Here is a 16049-nt window from a genome sequence, read left to right on the forward strand (position 1 = left end):
TGAAGCACATTCATGAGCCCCCTCGACTTGCCTGAAGGCTGACTATCGTAACGGCCCGCGCTTATGGGGGATTTCCCTGGGTTTGACGTTTCGAGCGGGCTCTCCCCTCCGAAGTCGCTGCCTCGTCATGGTTCGCCTCTTCCTTCACGAAGGGCCGAATCTCAATGCGACACGTCGGTAAATCATTGTTTTATTAGAGAAAATGCCGAACGGCAGACGTTCCGCACAGGGCGGGGTTCAAGCCCGAGCGAATCACGTTTCAGGGTAGTGAACTTCGACCGCGTTCCCCCCTTCTTGAATTTGTCACTGCCCGTCCATATAATTAGCACTCGCTGCACGAGAGTGCTAACAACATCTCCGGTTGGCTCGGCCAGCCGGGTTTTTCTCAGCGTTCTTCAGTCTCAATCAGAGAGGAGTATGTATGAACCTTCGTCCTTTGCATGATCGCGTGATCGTCAAACGTCTGGATCAGGAAACCAAGACCGCGTCGGGCATCGTGATCCCCGAAGCCGCAGCGGAAAAGCCGGATCAAGGTGAAATCCTCGCAGTCGGCCCGGGCAAGCGCGACGACAAGGGCGCAGCCATTGCGCTCGACGTGAAGGTCGGCGACCGCGTCCTGTTCGGCAAGTACGCAGGCCAGACCGTCAAGGTCGACGGCAACGAACTGCTCGTGATGCGCGAAGAAGACATCATGGCCGTGGTGCAGAAGTAAGCGCAAGGTCGCTACTTCACCGGTTATATCCAAAGTATTCAAGGAGTTAGAAGATGGCAGCTAAAGACGTCGTATTCGGTGATTCCGCCCGTGCCAAGATGGTCGAAGGCGTGAATATTCTCGCCAACGCCGTGAAGGTCACGCTGGGTCCGAAGGGCCGCAACGTGGTTCTCGAGCGCAGCTTCGGCGGCCCGACGGTCACCAAGGACGGTGTGTCGGTCGCGAAAGAGATCGAACTGAAAGACAAGCTCCAGAACATGGGCGCGCAAATGGTCAAGGAAGTCGCTTCCAAGACCAGCGACAACGCAGGCGACGGCACGACGACCGCTACGGTTCTCGCGCAATCGATCGTCCGCGAAGGCATGAAGTACGTCGCATCGGGCATGAACCCGATGGACCTGAAGCGCGGTATCGACAAGGCCGTTACAGCCGCAATCGAAGAACTGCGCAAGATCAGCAAGCCGTGCACGACCAACAAGGAAATCGCCCAGGTTGGCGCGATCTCGGCGAACAGCGATTCGTCGATCGGTGAGCGCATCGCTGAAGCAATGGACAAGGTCGGCAAGGAAGGCGTGATCACCGTCGAAGACGGCAAGTCGCTGCAAGACGAGCTGGACGTCGTCGAAGGTATGCAATTCGACCGCGGCTACCTGTCGCCGTATTTCATCAACAACCCGGACAAGCAAGTCGCCGTGCTCGAGAACCCGTTCGTGCTGCTGCACGACAAGAAGGTGTCGAACATCCGTGACCTGCTGCCGGTGCTCGAGCAAGTCGCGAAGGCTGGCCGTCCGCTGCTGATCATCGCTGAAGACGTCGAAGGCGAAGCGCTCGCAACGCTGGTCGTCAACAACATCCGCGGCATCCTGAAGACCGTTGCCGTCAAGGCTCCGGGCTTCGGCGATCGTCGTAAGGCGATGCTGGAAGACATCGCGATCCTGACCGGCGGTCAGGTCATCGCTGAAGAAACCGGCCTCACGCTCGAGAAGGCAACGCTGGCTGAACTGGGCCAGGCGAAGCGCATCGAAGTGGGCAAGGAAAACACCACGATCATCGACGGCGCTGGCGAAGCAGCGAACATCGAAGCTCGCGTCAAGCAAGTGCGCACGCAGATCGAAGAAGCGACCTCGGACTACGACCGTGAAAAGCTGCAAGAACGCGTCGCCAAGCTGGCAGGCGGCGTTGCAGTGATCAAGGTCGGTGCTGCGACCGAAGTCGAAATGAAGGAAAAGAAGGCACGTGTCGAAGACGCACTGCACGCAACGCGCGCGGCTGTGGAAGAAGGCATCGTGGCGGGTGGCGGCGTCGCGCTGATCCGTGCACGTACGGCAATCGCTGGCCTGAAGGGCGCTAACGCCGATCAGGACGCAGGTATCAAGATCGTTCTGCGCGCCATGGAAGAGCCGCTGCGCCAGATCGTCGCCAACGGTGGCGAAGAAGCGAGCGTCGTCGTGGCAGCGGTTGCTGCTGGCAAGGGCAACTACGGCTACAACGCAGCGACCGGCGAGTACGTCGACCTGGTCGACGCAGGTGTCGTGGACCCGACGAAGGTGACGCGCACGGCGCTGCAAAACGCAGCTTCGGTTGCTGGCCTGCTGCTGACGACCGACGCAGCTGTCTGCGAACTGCCGAAGGAAGATGCTCCGATGCCTGGCGGCATGCCCGGCGGCATGGGCGGCATGGGCATGGACATGTAATTCCGCTCGGGCCTCGTGGTCCGGCCGCGTGGTTGAACTGCCGCGCGTCTGGATCACGGCCGAGGCCCGGCTGGAAGTCCATGTGGGGAGTGCGCCGCGAGGCGTTTCCCCAAACGAAAAAACCCGCTTATGCGGGTTTTTTTTCGGTTGGGGCCGGCGTTGATGTGCTTGCTGGCGAGCGCTTCCGGACGCCCTTTTATGCGGATCAGGCGCCCGCGGCGCGAGCCGTGCGATGAGAGGACCTTCCGAGGCACTTTTCGCGCAGGTAGTGGAAGATCTGCGCGACGCTTTGCGCGGGGCTCAGCGTTCCCGTGTCGACGTGCAGGTCGGGATCGATCGGCGCTTCATAGGGCGCTGATACGCCGGTGAACGAGCTGATCTCGCCAGACCTCGCTTTCGCGTAAAGACCTTTGGGATCGCGGCTCGCGCAGGTGGCGAGCGAGGCGGACACATAGGTTTCGACGAACTTGTCGGCTCCGATGATCGCGCGCGCCATTGCCCGATCTTCGCGTAGCGGCGAAATCAGCGCGGAAATCACGATCAGACCCGCGTCATTCATCAATTGGGCGACGTGCGCGACCCGGCGGATGTTTTCGCGCCGGTCGTCGGGCTCGAATCCAAGGTCGCTCGCCAGACCGTGGCGGATGTTGTCGCCGTCGAGCACATAGCAGGCGTGACCGAGCGCAATCAGCTGCTCCTCGAGCGCGAACGCGAGCGTCGATTTGCCGGCGCCGGACAGGCCGGTCAGCCAGATCGTGGCGGGCATCTGATCGAACATGCGTATGCGGTCCTGCAGCGCGATCTTGCCGTGGAAGCGTTGCACGAACTGGGGCGGCTCTTTCATGGATAGGTTCTCTTGGCTCTTCTGGCTCATTCGCAGTGCCAGCCTTGCCGCCACGTGCCGGCGTTGTGCAGGCTTTCGGTGGAATTGGCAATGGTAACGCGAAAGCCTTCCGGAATATCGTTCGGCAGTGGAATCGAAAATCCGCTGTATGCGCTCGGATAGCCGGCGCTCGCCACATCGGGCCGCGGCTCGCCGCTGCAGCCGGTCGCGACGATCTGCGTGCCGACCCGCACCTCGAGCGGTACCTGCCGCTGCGGCTCGCTCAGGTTGACGGCCCAGCCGCACACTACGCCGTCGCGCACCGTGTCGACAAAACCGTCGAACAGGTCGACCGGCGGACGCTGCCGGCTTCGCGCGAACTCCAGATAGGTGTCGATCGGCGCGAGATCGAAGCGGCGGATCACCTCATGCACGCGCGACAGGAATGAGCCATCGATGCCGAAAACCGTCGCGCTATAGACGTGCGGATTCTCGAGCTGATTTATTTCGGACTGAATCACGCGGACCAATTCGAGCGCATTCGAAAAGACGCTGCCCGTTTCATTCGCATAGGCTTCGACGATTCGATTCGCGTCGCGGAACAGTTCGTAATCGAGGCTATTGTCGTCGATGAACTTTTGTCTGGCTGCTTCGCTGATGTGAGCCTTGCCTTTCGGCGCACCATTGGTGCGATTCGCTTCGAAGCAGAACGGTAATTTCATCCCTGTCGAACCGCACAGCCGCAATAAGAATTCGCTCATGTCCTCGCAGACGCCGACGGTTCCGATCTGTTCGCGCAAATGGATTTGCGCGACGGCGAGGCTCGCTTCGTTGACCGCCGGCTCGCCGCTCAGCATCTGCACGAACAGATTCCTGCCGCCGAGCGATTCGCTGACCCACTCGTCGAGCGACAGTACGCCTTGCAGCGCCAGAGCCTCGGTCGCCGACACGCTGACGCCGCGCGTGATCTGGCCGTTCTTGCCGTTCGCCGCATACCAGTAGTGCGAGATCTGGCGCGCGAGCGGATCGCGCAGGATCGTGCAGTAGTTGACCGGATATTTGATCATCCGATGAATGCCATACGGTAGATGACCGCCGCCTACCTGCGTCTCGAGCAGCTTTGCGCGACAGTTTCCCCAGCCATCCTGATCCCAGACAAAGCTAATGAATTGGTCATTACCTTTATTCAAATCAAAAAACGAAATAACGGTCGAACCGCCGCATTTCGGTGGATGGATGAAGAAGGTGGGAAAGGACATGTGGGGACATATGACTGATCGTAATGCGTAAAGTCTAGACAAAAGATGTCATCGGCGTTGTAACGTTTGATTACGCGGTAAAACGTCTGGCTGCATCGCCGACAGCAAGATTCATGCGGCTATGCAAAATAAATTGACCAGGATGCCCGCGAGACGAACTGGGCGCGGCAGTATCGATAGCTACGCGCTAATTACATTGTTAAATTTGGATAAATCGAATGGAAAGTCGCACCAATCGCGAAAGTCGCATTAATGAAAAAAACGGCTGACAGCGGGTTTTTAGTCGATGCCGACAAATGGCGAGGTCAGTGCCGCGCTTCCCCCGGCGCCGTGCCCTTGCCTTGCGCGGGCGGCGTTTCGTCTTCATCGCTGCTGCGCGCCCAGAAGAAGCGATCGGGCATGTACGCCCCCATGCCGGGCCGGAACGCATTGCGCACTGCCTGATACAGATACTCCTGGCTTTCGCGCACCGCTTCCGCGGGCTCCTGGCCGTTGGCGAGAAGCGCGGCGATCGCCGCGCCGAGCGTATCGGTCAGGCCCGTCAACCGATGCGGCGCGCGGTCCCACATGTCCTGACGCAACTGGCCGTCCTCGCTGAAGAGTGTGTTGACGAGCCGATGCGTGCCGGTTTCGGTCGACAGAATGTACTCGCAGCCCTGCGACAGCAGATGCGAGATCGCCGCGTCGAGGCTCGGCGCCTCAGCGTCGCCGTCGGGCTGCGCGAGCGCGAGCAGCGTCGCCGAGTCGGCGACTAGCAGCGTGGTTTGCGGCGCGAGCAGATCGGCGATCGCTTCGCGCAGTTCGTCGGCGGCGAGCACGTGCTCGTCGTCGAGCGTGAAGTCCGGGGCGAGGATCAGCGGGATGTCGTCGTAGTCGGCAACAACTTCCGCGATCGCGCTGACCACTTCGGCGCGCGTGCACGCGCCGACCTTGAATGCGGCGATCGGCATGTCCTCGAGCAGCATGCGCGCCTGCGTCGCGACGATGTCCGGGTCGAGCCCGGTGACTTCGTCGCAGTTCGCCGAGTCGCGCACGGTATAGCCCGTGAGCACGGAAACGCCGTGGCAGCCCATGCTGGCAAGTGTCAACAGGTCCGCCTGCAGGCCGGAGCCGCCGGTGGGGTCGGAGAGACCGAAGGTGAGGACGATCGGAGGCGTGTCGCTGGGCATGAAAATGGATAAGGAAAGCAGGATTTCGGCGCGCAATGCGCAATTGGCTCAATTATGCGGCCTAAACCGTGGAGAGGGCGTTTTTTCGCGCGGCGGGGATCGCCAGAGGCTGGCTCGCGGCCCGCTGACGCGCAGCCGGCGGGGATCGCGTTGAGGTTGCCACGCTAGCGCCGCGAGCTTGCCGAGGGCGCCCTCTATGGCGCTGCCGGGTGTCCCCCACCGCCATGCGGCCTGACGCCGCGAGCGTCGTGCGCACGGCGCGCGGGCGCACCGCCGAAGCCCGGTCCACGCTACGATTGCGAGTTTTCGATTGCTAGGCATGGGGGCGGCAACACGGTACCATCATGGCTCCCGCTTCCACGGACTCAACGACGCGACAAAAGAATGGAATATCAAAGCTGGATGTGCCTGATTTGCGGCTGGATTTACGACGAAGAGGCCGGCTTGCCCGACGAAGGCATTGCGCCGGGCACGCGCTGGGAAGACGTACCCATCAACTGGACGTGTCCGGAGTGCGGAGCGCGCAAGGAAGACTTCGAAATGGTCCAGATCTGAAGTGCGGCAAGCCGCCGGCGTCAGCCGGCCGGTCGTTCGCATCGCTTGATCATTTGTTCCGGCGTCGCGGTTTGATGGGCTCGTGCCACACGCCGGAAGCTTCGGCCCCCAAACCGGGTCCCGAGATCCGGTCCCGAACCTGAACCCTGAGCTTCGATCCCGAAAAGTCAGCGGCGTCATCCGCCGCGCAATTGCTGCAATCGCTTGATGCGTCCGGCACGCCCGGCGCCTGTCTGAGCGCGCCGGCGCGGAACATCGCCGGTCGCGTCGTGTCGCAACGGTAGTCTGTCATTGTCCTGTCGCCGGTTCGCGCGGTGGCCGCTCACTCAGCATGCGGCGCGAAGCGACGGCCCCGTCAGCTTCGTGTCGCCTGCCCATGACTCTTCGATCCGCAGCACCCGTTTCCATCGATGCACTGCCGAACCCGCGCGGCGGCGCGGTCCGCCCTGCGGAACTCGCGCTCGCCGAGGCGTCGCTCGCGTTCGAGCAGCGCGACGAGAGCGGTGCCGCGCTGCTGCGCGCGTCGCATGCATTGCGCACGGCGGGCTGGCTCAGCGCGCAGCGTTTCACCGATGCCCTCGTGCGGCTCTCGCCGCTCGCGTGCGGCGAGCCAGCCGAAGCGGAAAGCGCGCGGCCAGTGTTCGGCGCGGCGCTGCGCGACTTCCGCGCGGCGCTCGAGCGTCACAATCTGCGCGAGCTCAGTTGCTCGCCGACGCTGTTCAACCACTACCGCGAGCTGTGTGCGCAACTCATCGAACCCACGCCGGGCTCCGCCGTTGCGTTCGAAGACCTCGCGCTGTGCGCGCGGCCAGTGCCGCCGGCTTCGCTGCACGCGCAATCGGCCGATCAGCTTGCCCATCTGCGGGCGCGCTACGAGCGCGCGTTGCTGCCGGTGCTGCGCTCGCAGGCCGACACCGGCAGCGCAGTGGCGCTTGCGGTCACGAACGCCGCGCTCGACGAGCTCGACGCCGTGTTCACCGAACTCGCCGGCCCCGATCCGTATGACTTCTGGCGGCTCGCGCGCGCCTGCGCGAAGGCGCTGCGCGCGCGCGGCCACGCAATCCGCGATATCGAGGCGCGGCGCTTCTACGCGCGCTGCAACCTGGCGCTCGCCGATCACGCGCGCGGCATCGAGCGCGCGCCGCGTTCGCTGGTGCGCGCGACGCTCGCGCTGCTGTGGCGCGACTACGCGCTGTTCGGCGCGGCCGCGCAAGACGCCGACCAGGTCGAGGTGCTGCACGACTATGGCTTGACCGTCGACTGGCACGTCGCCGGCACGCAGTCGTCGGAAGCGCTGTGGGAGGCGGGCGCGCTCGAGGCGCAGTCGCTGCCGCACACGCGCGATCTCGGCGTGCTGAGCGTCAACGCGAACGCGTACGAAGACTTCCTGCAGACCGCCGACGCGTCCATCGAGGCGCTGGCCGCCCATGCGCGCGCGGCCGATCAGCCGGAAAAAGCCGACCCGAGCGAAGCGCTGCAGGCGGGCGACGCCGCCTACCGGCTCGGCTCGGCCGCCTGCGCGCTCGGTCTCGGTCACGTGGCGCTGCTCGCCGACGCGCTCGGTCTCGCATGGCGGCGTCGTGCGCATGCGAGCGTCGCGACGCCGGCGGTGCGCGCGCACGTGATCGTCGGCGCGCCGCCGGCCGACACGCTCGAGCAGGCCGCCGAGGCCTTGCGTGCGTCGCTGCACAAGGTCGCCGCGGGCGTTGGACCGGCGGGCGGCAGCTTCACGCAGGCGGCGCTCGCCGCGCTCACGCGTGCTATCGAGCAGGGCGGCGCGTGAAGCGCAAGCCGGGTCGAACCAAACGCGCGACGTGGCGCGCGAATTGCGTCCGCAACGCTTCGACCGACGCGCGCCGAACCCGCTGAAACCCATTGTGACAAGTCACAATCCCGCAACTTCGCGACGCGCGCCGAACGTGCCGTTCTACGCGGTGTTTCGGCGCCTGATCGCGGCATGGCGCAAGTCGCGCGCGTGATAGAGTGCAACTTGATCCGGCGTCGATGGCGCGTCGCGCAGCGTGCGACCCAACGCGTTGCAATGCTCAAAGCAGCCCGCCATGACGCATCGTCTTTGCTAAAATCCGAACTATGTCCAAGAGTACCGATCGCATCAATCTGACCAACCAGTTCCTGATCGCCATGCCGAACATGGCCGATCCGACGTTTTCAGGAACGGTGGTCTACCTTTGCGATCACAGTGAGCGCGGCGCGCTCGGCCTCGTGATCAACCGGCCGACCGATATCGACCTGCAGGCGCTCTTCAATCGCATCGATCTGAAGCTCGAGATCGAACCGCTTCTCCATGTCCCCGTGTATTTCGGCGGCCCGGTGCAAACCGAGCGCGGCTTCGTGCTGCACGATCCGAAAGGCGGCAGCGCATACACGTCGTCGATGTCGGTGCCGGGCGGGCTCGAAATGACCACGTCGAAAGACGTGCTCGAGGCCGTCGCGAGCGGCAACGGTCCGGAGCGTTTCCTGCTGACGCTCGGCCACGCCGGCTGGGGCGCGGGTCAGCTCGAAGACGAAATCTCCAAGAACGGCTGGCTCACGGTCGAGGCCGATCCGAAGATCGTTTTCGACGTGCCCGCCGAAGATCGTCTCGAAGCGGCGCTCGCGCTGCTCGGCGTGTCGTTGTCGATGCTGTCGGGCGAGGCCGGGCACGCATGAGGGGCCGCGCATGAATCTGCCGGCCGGACGTGAGGCGACGCTGCTTGCGTTCGACTACGGAGAGAAACGCATCGGCGTGGCAGTCGGCAATTCGCTGACGCGCCGCGCGCGGCCGCTCGTCGTCGTGCAGAACCGCAGCAGGGAGTACCGCTTCGAAGCGCTCGGCAAGCTGATCGCCGAATGGAAGCCCGATGCGCTGGTGGTCGGCCTGCCGATGCACCCCGACGGCACACCGCACGAGCGCACGCAACTCGCGAAGCGCTTCGGCAACCAGCTGAACGGCCGCTTCAATCTGCCGGTCACGTGGGTCGACGAGCGCTACTCGTCGGTCGAGGCCGAGGCGGAAATCCGCGCCGGCAATGCCCGCGCCGACATGCTCGACGCCGAAGCCGCGAGCATCATCCTCCAGCAATATCTTGACGGACTTTCCGACGATCATGAGTTCCATTGACGCCGAAGCGCTGTATCGCGCGTTGCTCGACCAGATTCGCGCGGCGTACGGCGACCATCTCGCCGCCACGCAAGACGGTGCCGACGCGGCGGTACTGGCCGGTATCCATAGCGGCGGCGCGTGGCTCGCCGAGCGGCTCGCCCGCGACCTGAAACTGCCGAGCTTCGGCGTGGTGAACGTCGCGCTGCATCGCGACGACTACGCGAAGAAAGGGCTGCACGCGCAAGCAAGCCCGACCTCGCTACCGTTCGAGGTCGATGGCCGCCGCATCGTGCTGGTCGACGACGTGCTGTACACCGGCCGCACGATTCGAGCGGCGGTCAACGAGCTGTATGACTATGGCCGGCCGGCATCGGTCGAACTCGCGGTGCTCGCCGATCGGGGCGGACGCGAGTTGCCGGTGGCGGCGCGCTTCGTCGGTGGCGTGGTCGACGTACCCGCCGACGCGACGCTCGTGCTGGCCCGTGAAGACGACGGCGCGGGCGGCCAGCGGTTTTCTTTTCACACTGAAGCACGCGTCGATTGAAGGCAGTTTTGCGCAACGCAATGCCACGCAACATACGTGGAGCGCGCTGCGTTTGGTGAGATGCTGGAGTCGCCCCGAACCGTGGCAAGCAGCGTGCATCTGCAGCGATAGACTTGAGGTCCGTGTTTGAAGCAGGTACATCGTCAATCACCCCGGCCTATAGGCCGAGGCTTGCGGGGGTAAAAGTCCGCGAGTCTGAGATTGACCAGACCATGCGTCGCAAGACGCACCGTTGTGCAGAAGATTGCAGACCCACCGCCGGATGCTTCCTCAGTCTGGCGCTCTGGAAGTCGCAGCAGCAGACAAGCCACGGGTAGGTGTGAAACGGGCTGCGGCCGGTAGGAGTAATCCGCCCCTGCTGCACAACATGGTCGAGGGGAGCGGCGCCGCGAGGCGCCCGTCACCAGGCCCGTAAGGGCAACGCGCCGGAGTTTTTCCGGTTGGGCACCAGGAGCTACAGTTGGCGGTATTCGTTTTAGACAAGGTTGGGCGGCCGTTGATGCCGTGCAGCGAGAAGCGCGCGAGGCTGTTGCTCGCGCGTGGACGTGCGCGGGTTCATCGCCTCATGCCCTTCGCTATTCGGCTCGTCGACCGGGAGCTTCACAGCAGTGCATTGCAACCCCTGCGCATCAAGCTGGACCCCGGCAGCAAGGCCACCGGACTGGCGCTTGTGCGCGACGCGGAACACGTCGACACCTCGACGGGAGAAATCCATCGCGGTGCCGTGGTGCTTAACCTGTTCGAGTTGATCCACCGCGGTCGGCAAATCAGTGAGGCGCTTACTGCGCGCCGCACCATGCGGCGCCATCGGCGCAGCACCCTGCGCTATCGTGCACCGCGATTTCTAAACCGTACCCGGCCTGCAGGATGGCTCCCCCCATCGCTGCAACACCGGGTGGATACGACGCTCGCTTGGGTCGAACGGCTTCGGTGTTGGGCCCCGATAGCGGCGGTGAGTACTGAACTCGTACGCTTTGACATGCAGGCACTCGATAACCCAGAAGTCACCGGCATCGAGTATCAGCATGGAACTCTTTTCGGATATGAGCTGCGTGAGTATCTGTTGCAGAAGTGGACACACAAGTGCTGCTACTGTGACGCTCAGAACGTGCCTCTGAATATCGAGCACTTGGTGCCGCGCGCGCGCGGTGGCTCAAAACGGGTTTCCAACTTGGCAATTGCTTGTGTAGCCTGCAACGTCAGCAAGGGCGCGCGGCGGCTCGACGTCTTCGTAAAGGACGAGGCGCGCCTCGCGCGCATCATTGCCCAAGCCCTGCGCCCCCTGAAGGATGCATCGGCGGTCAATACCACCCGTTGGGCGCTGGTCAATGCCTTGCGCGCCACGGGTGTTCCTGTCGAAACAGCTTCCGGGGGACGAACGAAACACAACCGTAGCCAACTTGGCATCCCGAAGACTCATGCGCTGGATGCCGTGTGCGTGGGCGACGTTTCGACTGTGTTGGGGTGGCGAAAGCCGACATTGCAGGTGAAGTGCACTGGTCGGGGCAGCTATCAGCGAACGCGCCGAAACAAGTATGGTTTTCCTGTCGGCTATCTGATGCGGGCAAAACGCGTTCAAGGGTTCGGGACGGGAGACGTTGTGCGGGCGGACGTGCCTACAGGCAAAAAAGCAGGCACATATCATGGGCGTGTAGCCGTGCGCGCCAAGGGGAATTTCAACATTCAAACCCACGACCGGGTCGTACAGGGCGTTGCTCACCGCTATTGTCGGTTGCTGCAGCGCGCAGACGGCTATGGCTACTCAAGGATGGCAACTAACAAAGGAGAAGCGGGAGTAGGGGCTGTTATGCGGCCCGCGCCATCCCTCCCCGGCCCGGCGGCCGAGGTTTCCCGCGATGAAGGATGAACACCGCCACCCCGGCTCCGCAAGATTCCTCCGCTAGCGCATCCGAGCGCTTCCGCTACGGCTTCCTGAAGGGCAACCCGCAGCTCACGAAGAGCGGCGAGCTCAAACATCTGCTGTCGATCGAGGGGCTGCCGAAGGCCATCGTCAATCACATTCTCGAGACCGCCGATCAGTTCGTCAGCGTGACCGATCGCGAAGTGAAGAAGGTGCCGCTGCTGCGCGGCAAGTCGGTGTTCAACCTGTTCTTCGAAAACTCGACGCGCACGCGTACCACGTTCGAGATCGCGGCCACGCGGCTGTCGGCCGACGTGCTGAATCTGAACATCAACGCGTCGTCGACCAGCAAGGGCGAATCGCTGCTCGACACGATCAACAACCTGTCGGCGATGCACGCGGATCTGTTCGTCGTGCGTCATGCGTCGAGCGGCGCGCCGTTCCTGATCGCGCAGCACTGCGCGCCGCACGTGCACGTGATCAACGCCGGCGACGGCCGTCACGCGCACCCGACGCAGGGTCTGCTCGACATGTACACGATCCGCCACTACAAGAAGGACTTCACGAAGCTGCGCGTGGCGATCGTCGGCGACATCCTGCATTCGCGCGTCGCGCGCTCGGACATTCATGCGCTGACCACGCTCGGCGTGCCCGAAGTGCGCGCGATCGGTCCGCGCACGTTGCTGCCGGGCGGGCTCGAACAGATGGGCGTGCGCGTGTTCCACAACCTCGACGAAGGTCTCAAGGATGTCGACGTGATCATCATGCTGCGCCTGCAGAATGAACGCATGAGCGGCGCGCTGCTGCCGTCGTCGCAGGAGTACTTCAAGAGCTGGGGGCTCACGCCCGAGCGTCTCGCGCTCGCCGCCCCCGATGCGATCGTGATGCACCCCGGCCCGATGAACCGCGGCGTCGAGATCGACTCGCAGGTCGCGGACGGCCCGCAATCGGTGATCCTGAATCAGGTCACGTTCGGTATCGCGGTGCGCATGGCGGTGATGGGGATCGTCGCGGGCAATAACGACTAAGCAACGACTGATCGGGAAGCCGAACGATAGGCTGAACCACAGGTTTAACAAAGGCAGCGCATGAAGATTCATATTCAAGGCGGCACGCTGATCGATCCGGCAGCGGGCACCGAACAGCAGCAGGACATCTTTATCGAGGCGGGCAAGATCGCCGCCTTGGGCAACGCGCCGGCCGGCTTCCAGGCGGAGCGCACGCTCGACGCGCGCGGTCTGTCGATCGCGCCGGGTCTCGTCGACCTGTGCGCGCGTTTGCGCGAGCCGGGCTACGAGCACAAGGCGACGCTAGGCTCGGAAATGGCCGCGGCGCTCGCGGGCGGCGTGACGAGCCTCGTATGTCCGCCGGACACCGATCCGACGCTCGACGAACCGGGCCTCGTCGAAATGCTGAAGTTCCGCGCGCGCAATCAGAACAAGGCGCACGTGTATCCGCTCGGCGCGCTGACGGTCGGTCTCAAAGGGCAGACCATCACCGAGATGGTCCAGCTGACCGAGGCGGGCTGCGTCGGCTTCTCGCAGGCCGACACGCCGATCGTCGATACCCAGGTGCTGATGCGCGCGCTGCAATACGCGAAGACCTATGATTTCACCGTGTGGCTGCGTCCCGTCGATGCGTATCTGGGCAAGGGCGGCGTCGCCGCGAGCGGCGCGCTGGCGTCGCGGCTCGGGCTGTCGGGTGTCCCGGTGGCGGCCGAAACGATCGCGCTGCATACGATCTTCGAACTCGTGCGCGTAACCGGCGCGCGCGTGCATGTGTCGCATGTGTCGTCGTCGGCGGGCGTGGCGCTCGTGCGCGCGGCGAAGGGCGAGGGCCTGCCGGTGTCGTGCGACGTCACCGTGAACCACGTGCATCTGATCGACCTCGACATCGGTTACTTCGACGCGCAGTTCCGGCTCGATCCGCCGCTGCGCCAGCAGCGCGATCGCGAAGCGATCCGCGCGGGCCTCGTCGACGGTACGATCGATGCGATCTGCTCCGCGCACACGCCGGTCGACGACGACGAAAAGCTGCTGCCGTTCGCCGAAGCGACGCCGGGCGCAACCGGCCTCGAATTGTTCCTGTCGCTGACGGTGAAGTGGGCCGACGAAGCGGGCGTGCCGCTCGCGACCGCGCTCAATCGCATCACCGCGGCGCCGGCGCAGGTGCTCGGCCTCGAAGCGGCTGGCCGCATCGCGCTCGGCGCGGTGGCCGATCTCTGCGTGTTCGACCGTCACGCTCACTGGCGCGTCGAGCCGCGTGCGCTGAAGAGCCAGGGGCGCAACACGCCGTTCCTCGGCTACGAGCTGCCGGCACAGGTGCGCGCGACCGTCGTGTCCGGTCAGCTCGCCTACGAACAGCGCTGAGCGGTATCGTTTCGGTCCAGTCAAGGAAAGCTCCGGCCATGAAGCTCGCGTTACGCAAGGTTCGTCTCATCACGCATCTGCTGCACGGCATGTGGACCGTCGCGACGCGCTTTCCGAACGCGAGCGCCGAGCGGCGTCACGCGCTCAATCGCGCGTGGTCACTGAAGATGCTGCGGCTGTGCGGCATGCGCCTCGTCGTGCATAACGACGCGGTGCGGCTCGATCGTGGCGTGCTCGTCGTCGCCAATCACATCTCGTGGATCGACATCTACGTAATCAACGCGTGGCGGCCGACGCCGTTCGTCTCGAAGGCGGAGATCCGGCAATGGCCGGTGGTCGGATGGCTCGCACAGCAGCTCGATACGGTGTTCATCCAGCGCGAGAAGCGCAGTGACGCGAAGCGCATCATGCACGAACTCGCCGCACGGCTCAGCGCGGGTGAACTGATGTGCGTGTTCCCCGAAGGCACGACGTCGAACGGGCTCGAGTTGCTGCCGTTTCACGCGAACCTGTTCCAGGCCGCGGTGTCGGCCGGTGTGCCAGTGCAGCCGCTGTGCATCATGTACGAGGACGCGCAGGGCCGGCAGTCGACGGCACCCGCATATATCGACGACGTGTCGTTGTCCGACTCGCTCGACATGCTGTTGCGTGGCGGTCCGCTGACCGCCCACGTATATGTTGGCGCACCGCTCGCGCCGGACGCGGACCGCCGGGTGCTCGCGGCGCAGGCTCAGCAGGTGGTGGCGAACGCGTTGCGGGACATGCAGGCCGGCAACGCAGTAGCGGGGACGGTCGCGCAAGAGGGCGACGTTGTAGATGCTGCGTCGTCGAGCGACGCCGCTGAGACGGCGCAAACGCTGATCGAGCCCGTCGATCAGCCGCGCCGCTCGGTCTAAGCGGCGGCGCTGCCGGGCAGCGTCGCCGTCTTCTGTTTAGTTCTGTTTAGTTGCCCCCGCGCGGCACGCCGCGCGAATCGCAATCGACTTGCGTCAACGTCCGCTCAGCCGGGTTATTCGCGAGCCGTACCGCCGACAGCTTCTGCCCCCACACGCAACCCGAGTCGAGGCCGATCAGGTTGTCGCGCAACATCAGGCCGAGCGCGGCCCAATGACCGAACACGACGGTCACGTCGGCGGTCCGGCGCGACGGCACGTCGAACCACGGCATGCAGCCGCTCGGCGTGGATGCGAGCGTGCCGCTGCTGCTGAAATCCATCACGCCATCGGCGCTGCAAAAGCGCATGCGCGTCAACGCGCTGCACGTGACGCGCAGACGCTCGATACCCTTCAGGCCCGGCTTCCAGCGGTTCGGTTCATTGCCGTACAAGCCGGCAAGCGTCTCTTTCCAGTTCGGCGCACGCAGCGCGCGTTGCAACTCGTCGGCGAGTTCGAGCGTCAGCGTCGCATCCCATTGCGGCAGCACGCCCGCATGCACCATCAGCATGCCGTTGTCGAAATGCGCGAGCGGGCGGTGGCGTATCCACTCGAGCAGATCGGCGGCATCGGGCGCGGCGAGGATCTCTTCGATCGTGTCGCCTTTCTTCGACTTGCGAATCCCCGCCGACACCGACAGCAGATGCAGATCGTGATTGCCGAGCACCGGCACCGCGCGCTCGCCGAACGCGATCACGTCGCGCAAGGTGTCGAGCGAGTCGGGGCCGCGGTTGATCAGATCGCCGGCGAACCACAGCGGTGTGCCGTCCGGCGGCGCGGCTTTGGCCAGCAGTCGCTGAAACGGTGCGCGGCAGCCTTGCAGATCGCCGAAAGCAAGAGGGACGAGGGGAGCGGAGGTACTGGAAGCGTTGAGGGGTGTCATCGAGGAAATCAAGGCGATTCGATACGCGCGGTGCTGCACGACGCATGCCACGCTGGGCAGGGCAGGGCAGCAAGATAGCGTGACATAATAGCCCGTTTGGGGTTCGGGTATCGCGCGATCACGTTGCGGGACGCGGGTGGAACAC

16 protein-coding genes are annotated in these 16049 nt (G+C 64.2%); 12 read left to right on the top strand and 4 right to left on the bottom strand.

What is annotated here, in order from left to right:
* The first annotated feature begins 421 nt into the window (after positions 1-421).
* Both groES and groL read left to right on the top strand, forming a co-directional pair.
* Positions 422-712, top strand: coding sequence for a co-chaperone GroES (groES, locus tag OKW26_RS37080; protein ID WP_008923887.1), 291 nt, complete (start codon positions 422-424; stop codon positions 710-712).
* Between the two features lie 53 nt (positions 713-765).
* A complete protein-coding gene (groL, locus tag OKW26_RS37085; RefSeq protein WP_184062186.1) occupies positions 766-2406 on the top strand; it encodes a chaperonin GroEL in 1641 nt (546 codons plus the stop codon).
* Between the two features lie 205 nt (positions 2407-2611).
* Here groL and cysC read toward each other — a convergent pair whose 3' ends face one another.
* The gene (cysC, locus tag OKW26_RS37090) at positions 2612-3250 is read right to left on the bottom strand and encodes an adenylyl-sulfate kinase (protein WP_429356678.1); all 639 of its coding nucleotides are present in this window, start codon (positions 3248-3250) and stop codon (positions 2612-2614) included.
* A 26-nt stretch (positions 3251-3276) separates the two neighbouring features.
* Positions 3277-4296, bottom strand: coding sequence for a chondroitin 4-O-sulfotransferase (locus tag OKW26_RS37095; RefSeq protein WP_429356679.1), 1020 nt, complete (start codon positions 4294-4296; stop codon positions 3277-3279).
* A 21-nt stretch (positions 4297-4317) separates the two neighbouring features.
* Here OKW26_RS37095 and OKW26_RS37100 point away from each other — a divergent pair, with 21 nt between their 5' ends.
* Entirely contained in the window at positions 4318-4506 is a 189-nt protein-coding gene (locus tag OKW26_RS37100; protein WP_429356680.1) for a hypothetical protein, read from the top strand.
* Between the two features lie 287 nt (positions 4507-4793).
* Here OKW26_RS37100 and OKW26_RS37105 read toward each other — a convergent pair whose 3' ends face one another.
* Entirely contained in the window at positions 4794-5657 is an 864-nt protein-coding gene (locus tag OKW26_RS37105) for a hydroxymethylpyrimidine/phosphomethylpyrimidine kinase (protein ID WP_429356681.1), read from the bottom strand.
* Between the two features lie 384 nt (positions 5658-6041).
* Between OKW26_RS37105 and OKW26_RS37110 the strand changes: the two genes are divergently transcribed.
* The 9 genes from OKW26_RS37110 (at position 6042) to OKW26_RS37150 (ending at position 14985) form a co-directional block, all read left to right on the top strand.
* Positions 6042-6212 carry a rubredoxin gene (locus OKW26_RS37110; RefSeq protein WP_006047743.1) on the top strand — a complete coding sequence of 57 codons (171 nt, stop codon included), beginning with the start codon at positions 6042-6044 and terminating at the stop codon, positions 6210-6212.
* Between the two features lie 376 nt (positions 6213-6588).
* Positions 6589-7995, top strand: coding sequence for a hypothetical protein (locus OKW26_RS37115; RefSeq protein ID WP_429356682.1), 1407 nt, complete (start codon positions 6589-6591; stop codon positions 7993-7995).
* Positions 7996-8303: 308 nt separating this feature from the next.
* A complete protein-coding gene (locus OKW26_RS37120; RefSeq protein WP_090803272.1) occupies positions 8304-8882 on the top strand; it encodes a YqgE/AlgH family protein in 579 nt (192 codons plus the stop codon).
* Positions 8883-8892: 10 nt separating this feature from the next.
* Positions 8893-9333: a Holliday junction resolvase RuvX gene (gene ruvX / locus OKW26_RS37125; RefSeq protein ID WP_184038467.1), complete on the top strand. Its 441-nt coding sequence runs from the start codon at positions 8893-8895 to the stop codon at positions 9331-9333.
* Positions 9320-9859: a bifunctional pyr operon transcriptional regulator/uracil phosphoribosyltransferase PyrR gene (gene pyrR / locus OKW26_RS37130; protein ID WP_429356683.1), complete on the top strand. Its 540-nt coding sequence runs from the start codon at positions 9320-9322 to the stop codon at positions 9857-9859. Before ruvX ends, pyrR begins: the two co-directional genes overlap by 14 nt.
* Before the next feature lie 460 nt (positions 9860-10319).
* Positions 10320-11726 (top strand): RNA-guided endonuclease IscB, encoded by a 1407-nt coding sequence (gene iscB / locus OKW26_RS37135; RefSeq protein ID WP_187611857.1) that lies wholly within the window; start codon positions 10320-10322, stop codon positions 11724-11726.
* The gene (locus OKW26_RS37140) at positions 11723-12748 is read left to right on the top strand and encodes an aspartate carbamoyltransferase catalytic subunit (protein ID WP_090803276.1); all 1026 of its coding nucleotides are present in this window, start codon (positions 11723-11725) and stop codon (positions 12746-12748) included. Before iscB ends, OKW26_RS37140 begins: the two co-directional genes overlap by 4 nt.
* Positions 12749-12808: 60 nt before the next feature.
* Entirely contained in the window at positions 12809-14089 is a 1281-nt protein-coding gene (locus tag OKW26_RS37145) for a dihydroorotase (RefSeq protein ID WP_429356684.1), read from the top strand.
* Positions 14090-14127: 38 nt separating this feature from the next.
* Positions 14128-14985, top strand: a complete 858-nt coding sequence (locus tag OKW26_RS37150) for a lysophospholipid acyltransferase family protein (RefSeq protein WP_429356685.1) — start codon at positions 14128-14130, stop codon at positions 14983-14985.
* Between the two features lie 46 nt (positions 14986-15031).
* Here OKW26_RS37150 and OKW26_RS37155 read toward each other — a convergent pair whose 3' ends face one another.
* Positions 15032-15904, bottom strand: a complete 873-nt coding sequence (locus tag OKW26_RS37155; protein ID WP_184062178.1) for a symmetrical bis(5'-nucleosyl)-tetraphosphatase — start codon at positions 15902-15904, stop codon at positions 15032-15034.
* Between the last annotated feature and the right edge of the window lie 145 nt (positions 15905-16049).

The sequence above is a fragment of the Paraburkholderia sp. 32 genome (assembly GCF_050435345.1).
Lineage (GTDB): Bacteria > Pseudomonadota > Gammaproteobacteria > Burkholderiales > Burkholderiaceae > Paraburkholderia > Paraburkholderia tuberum.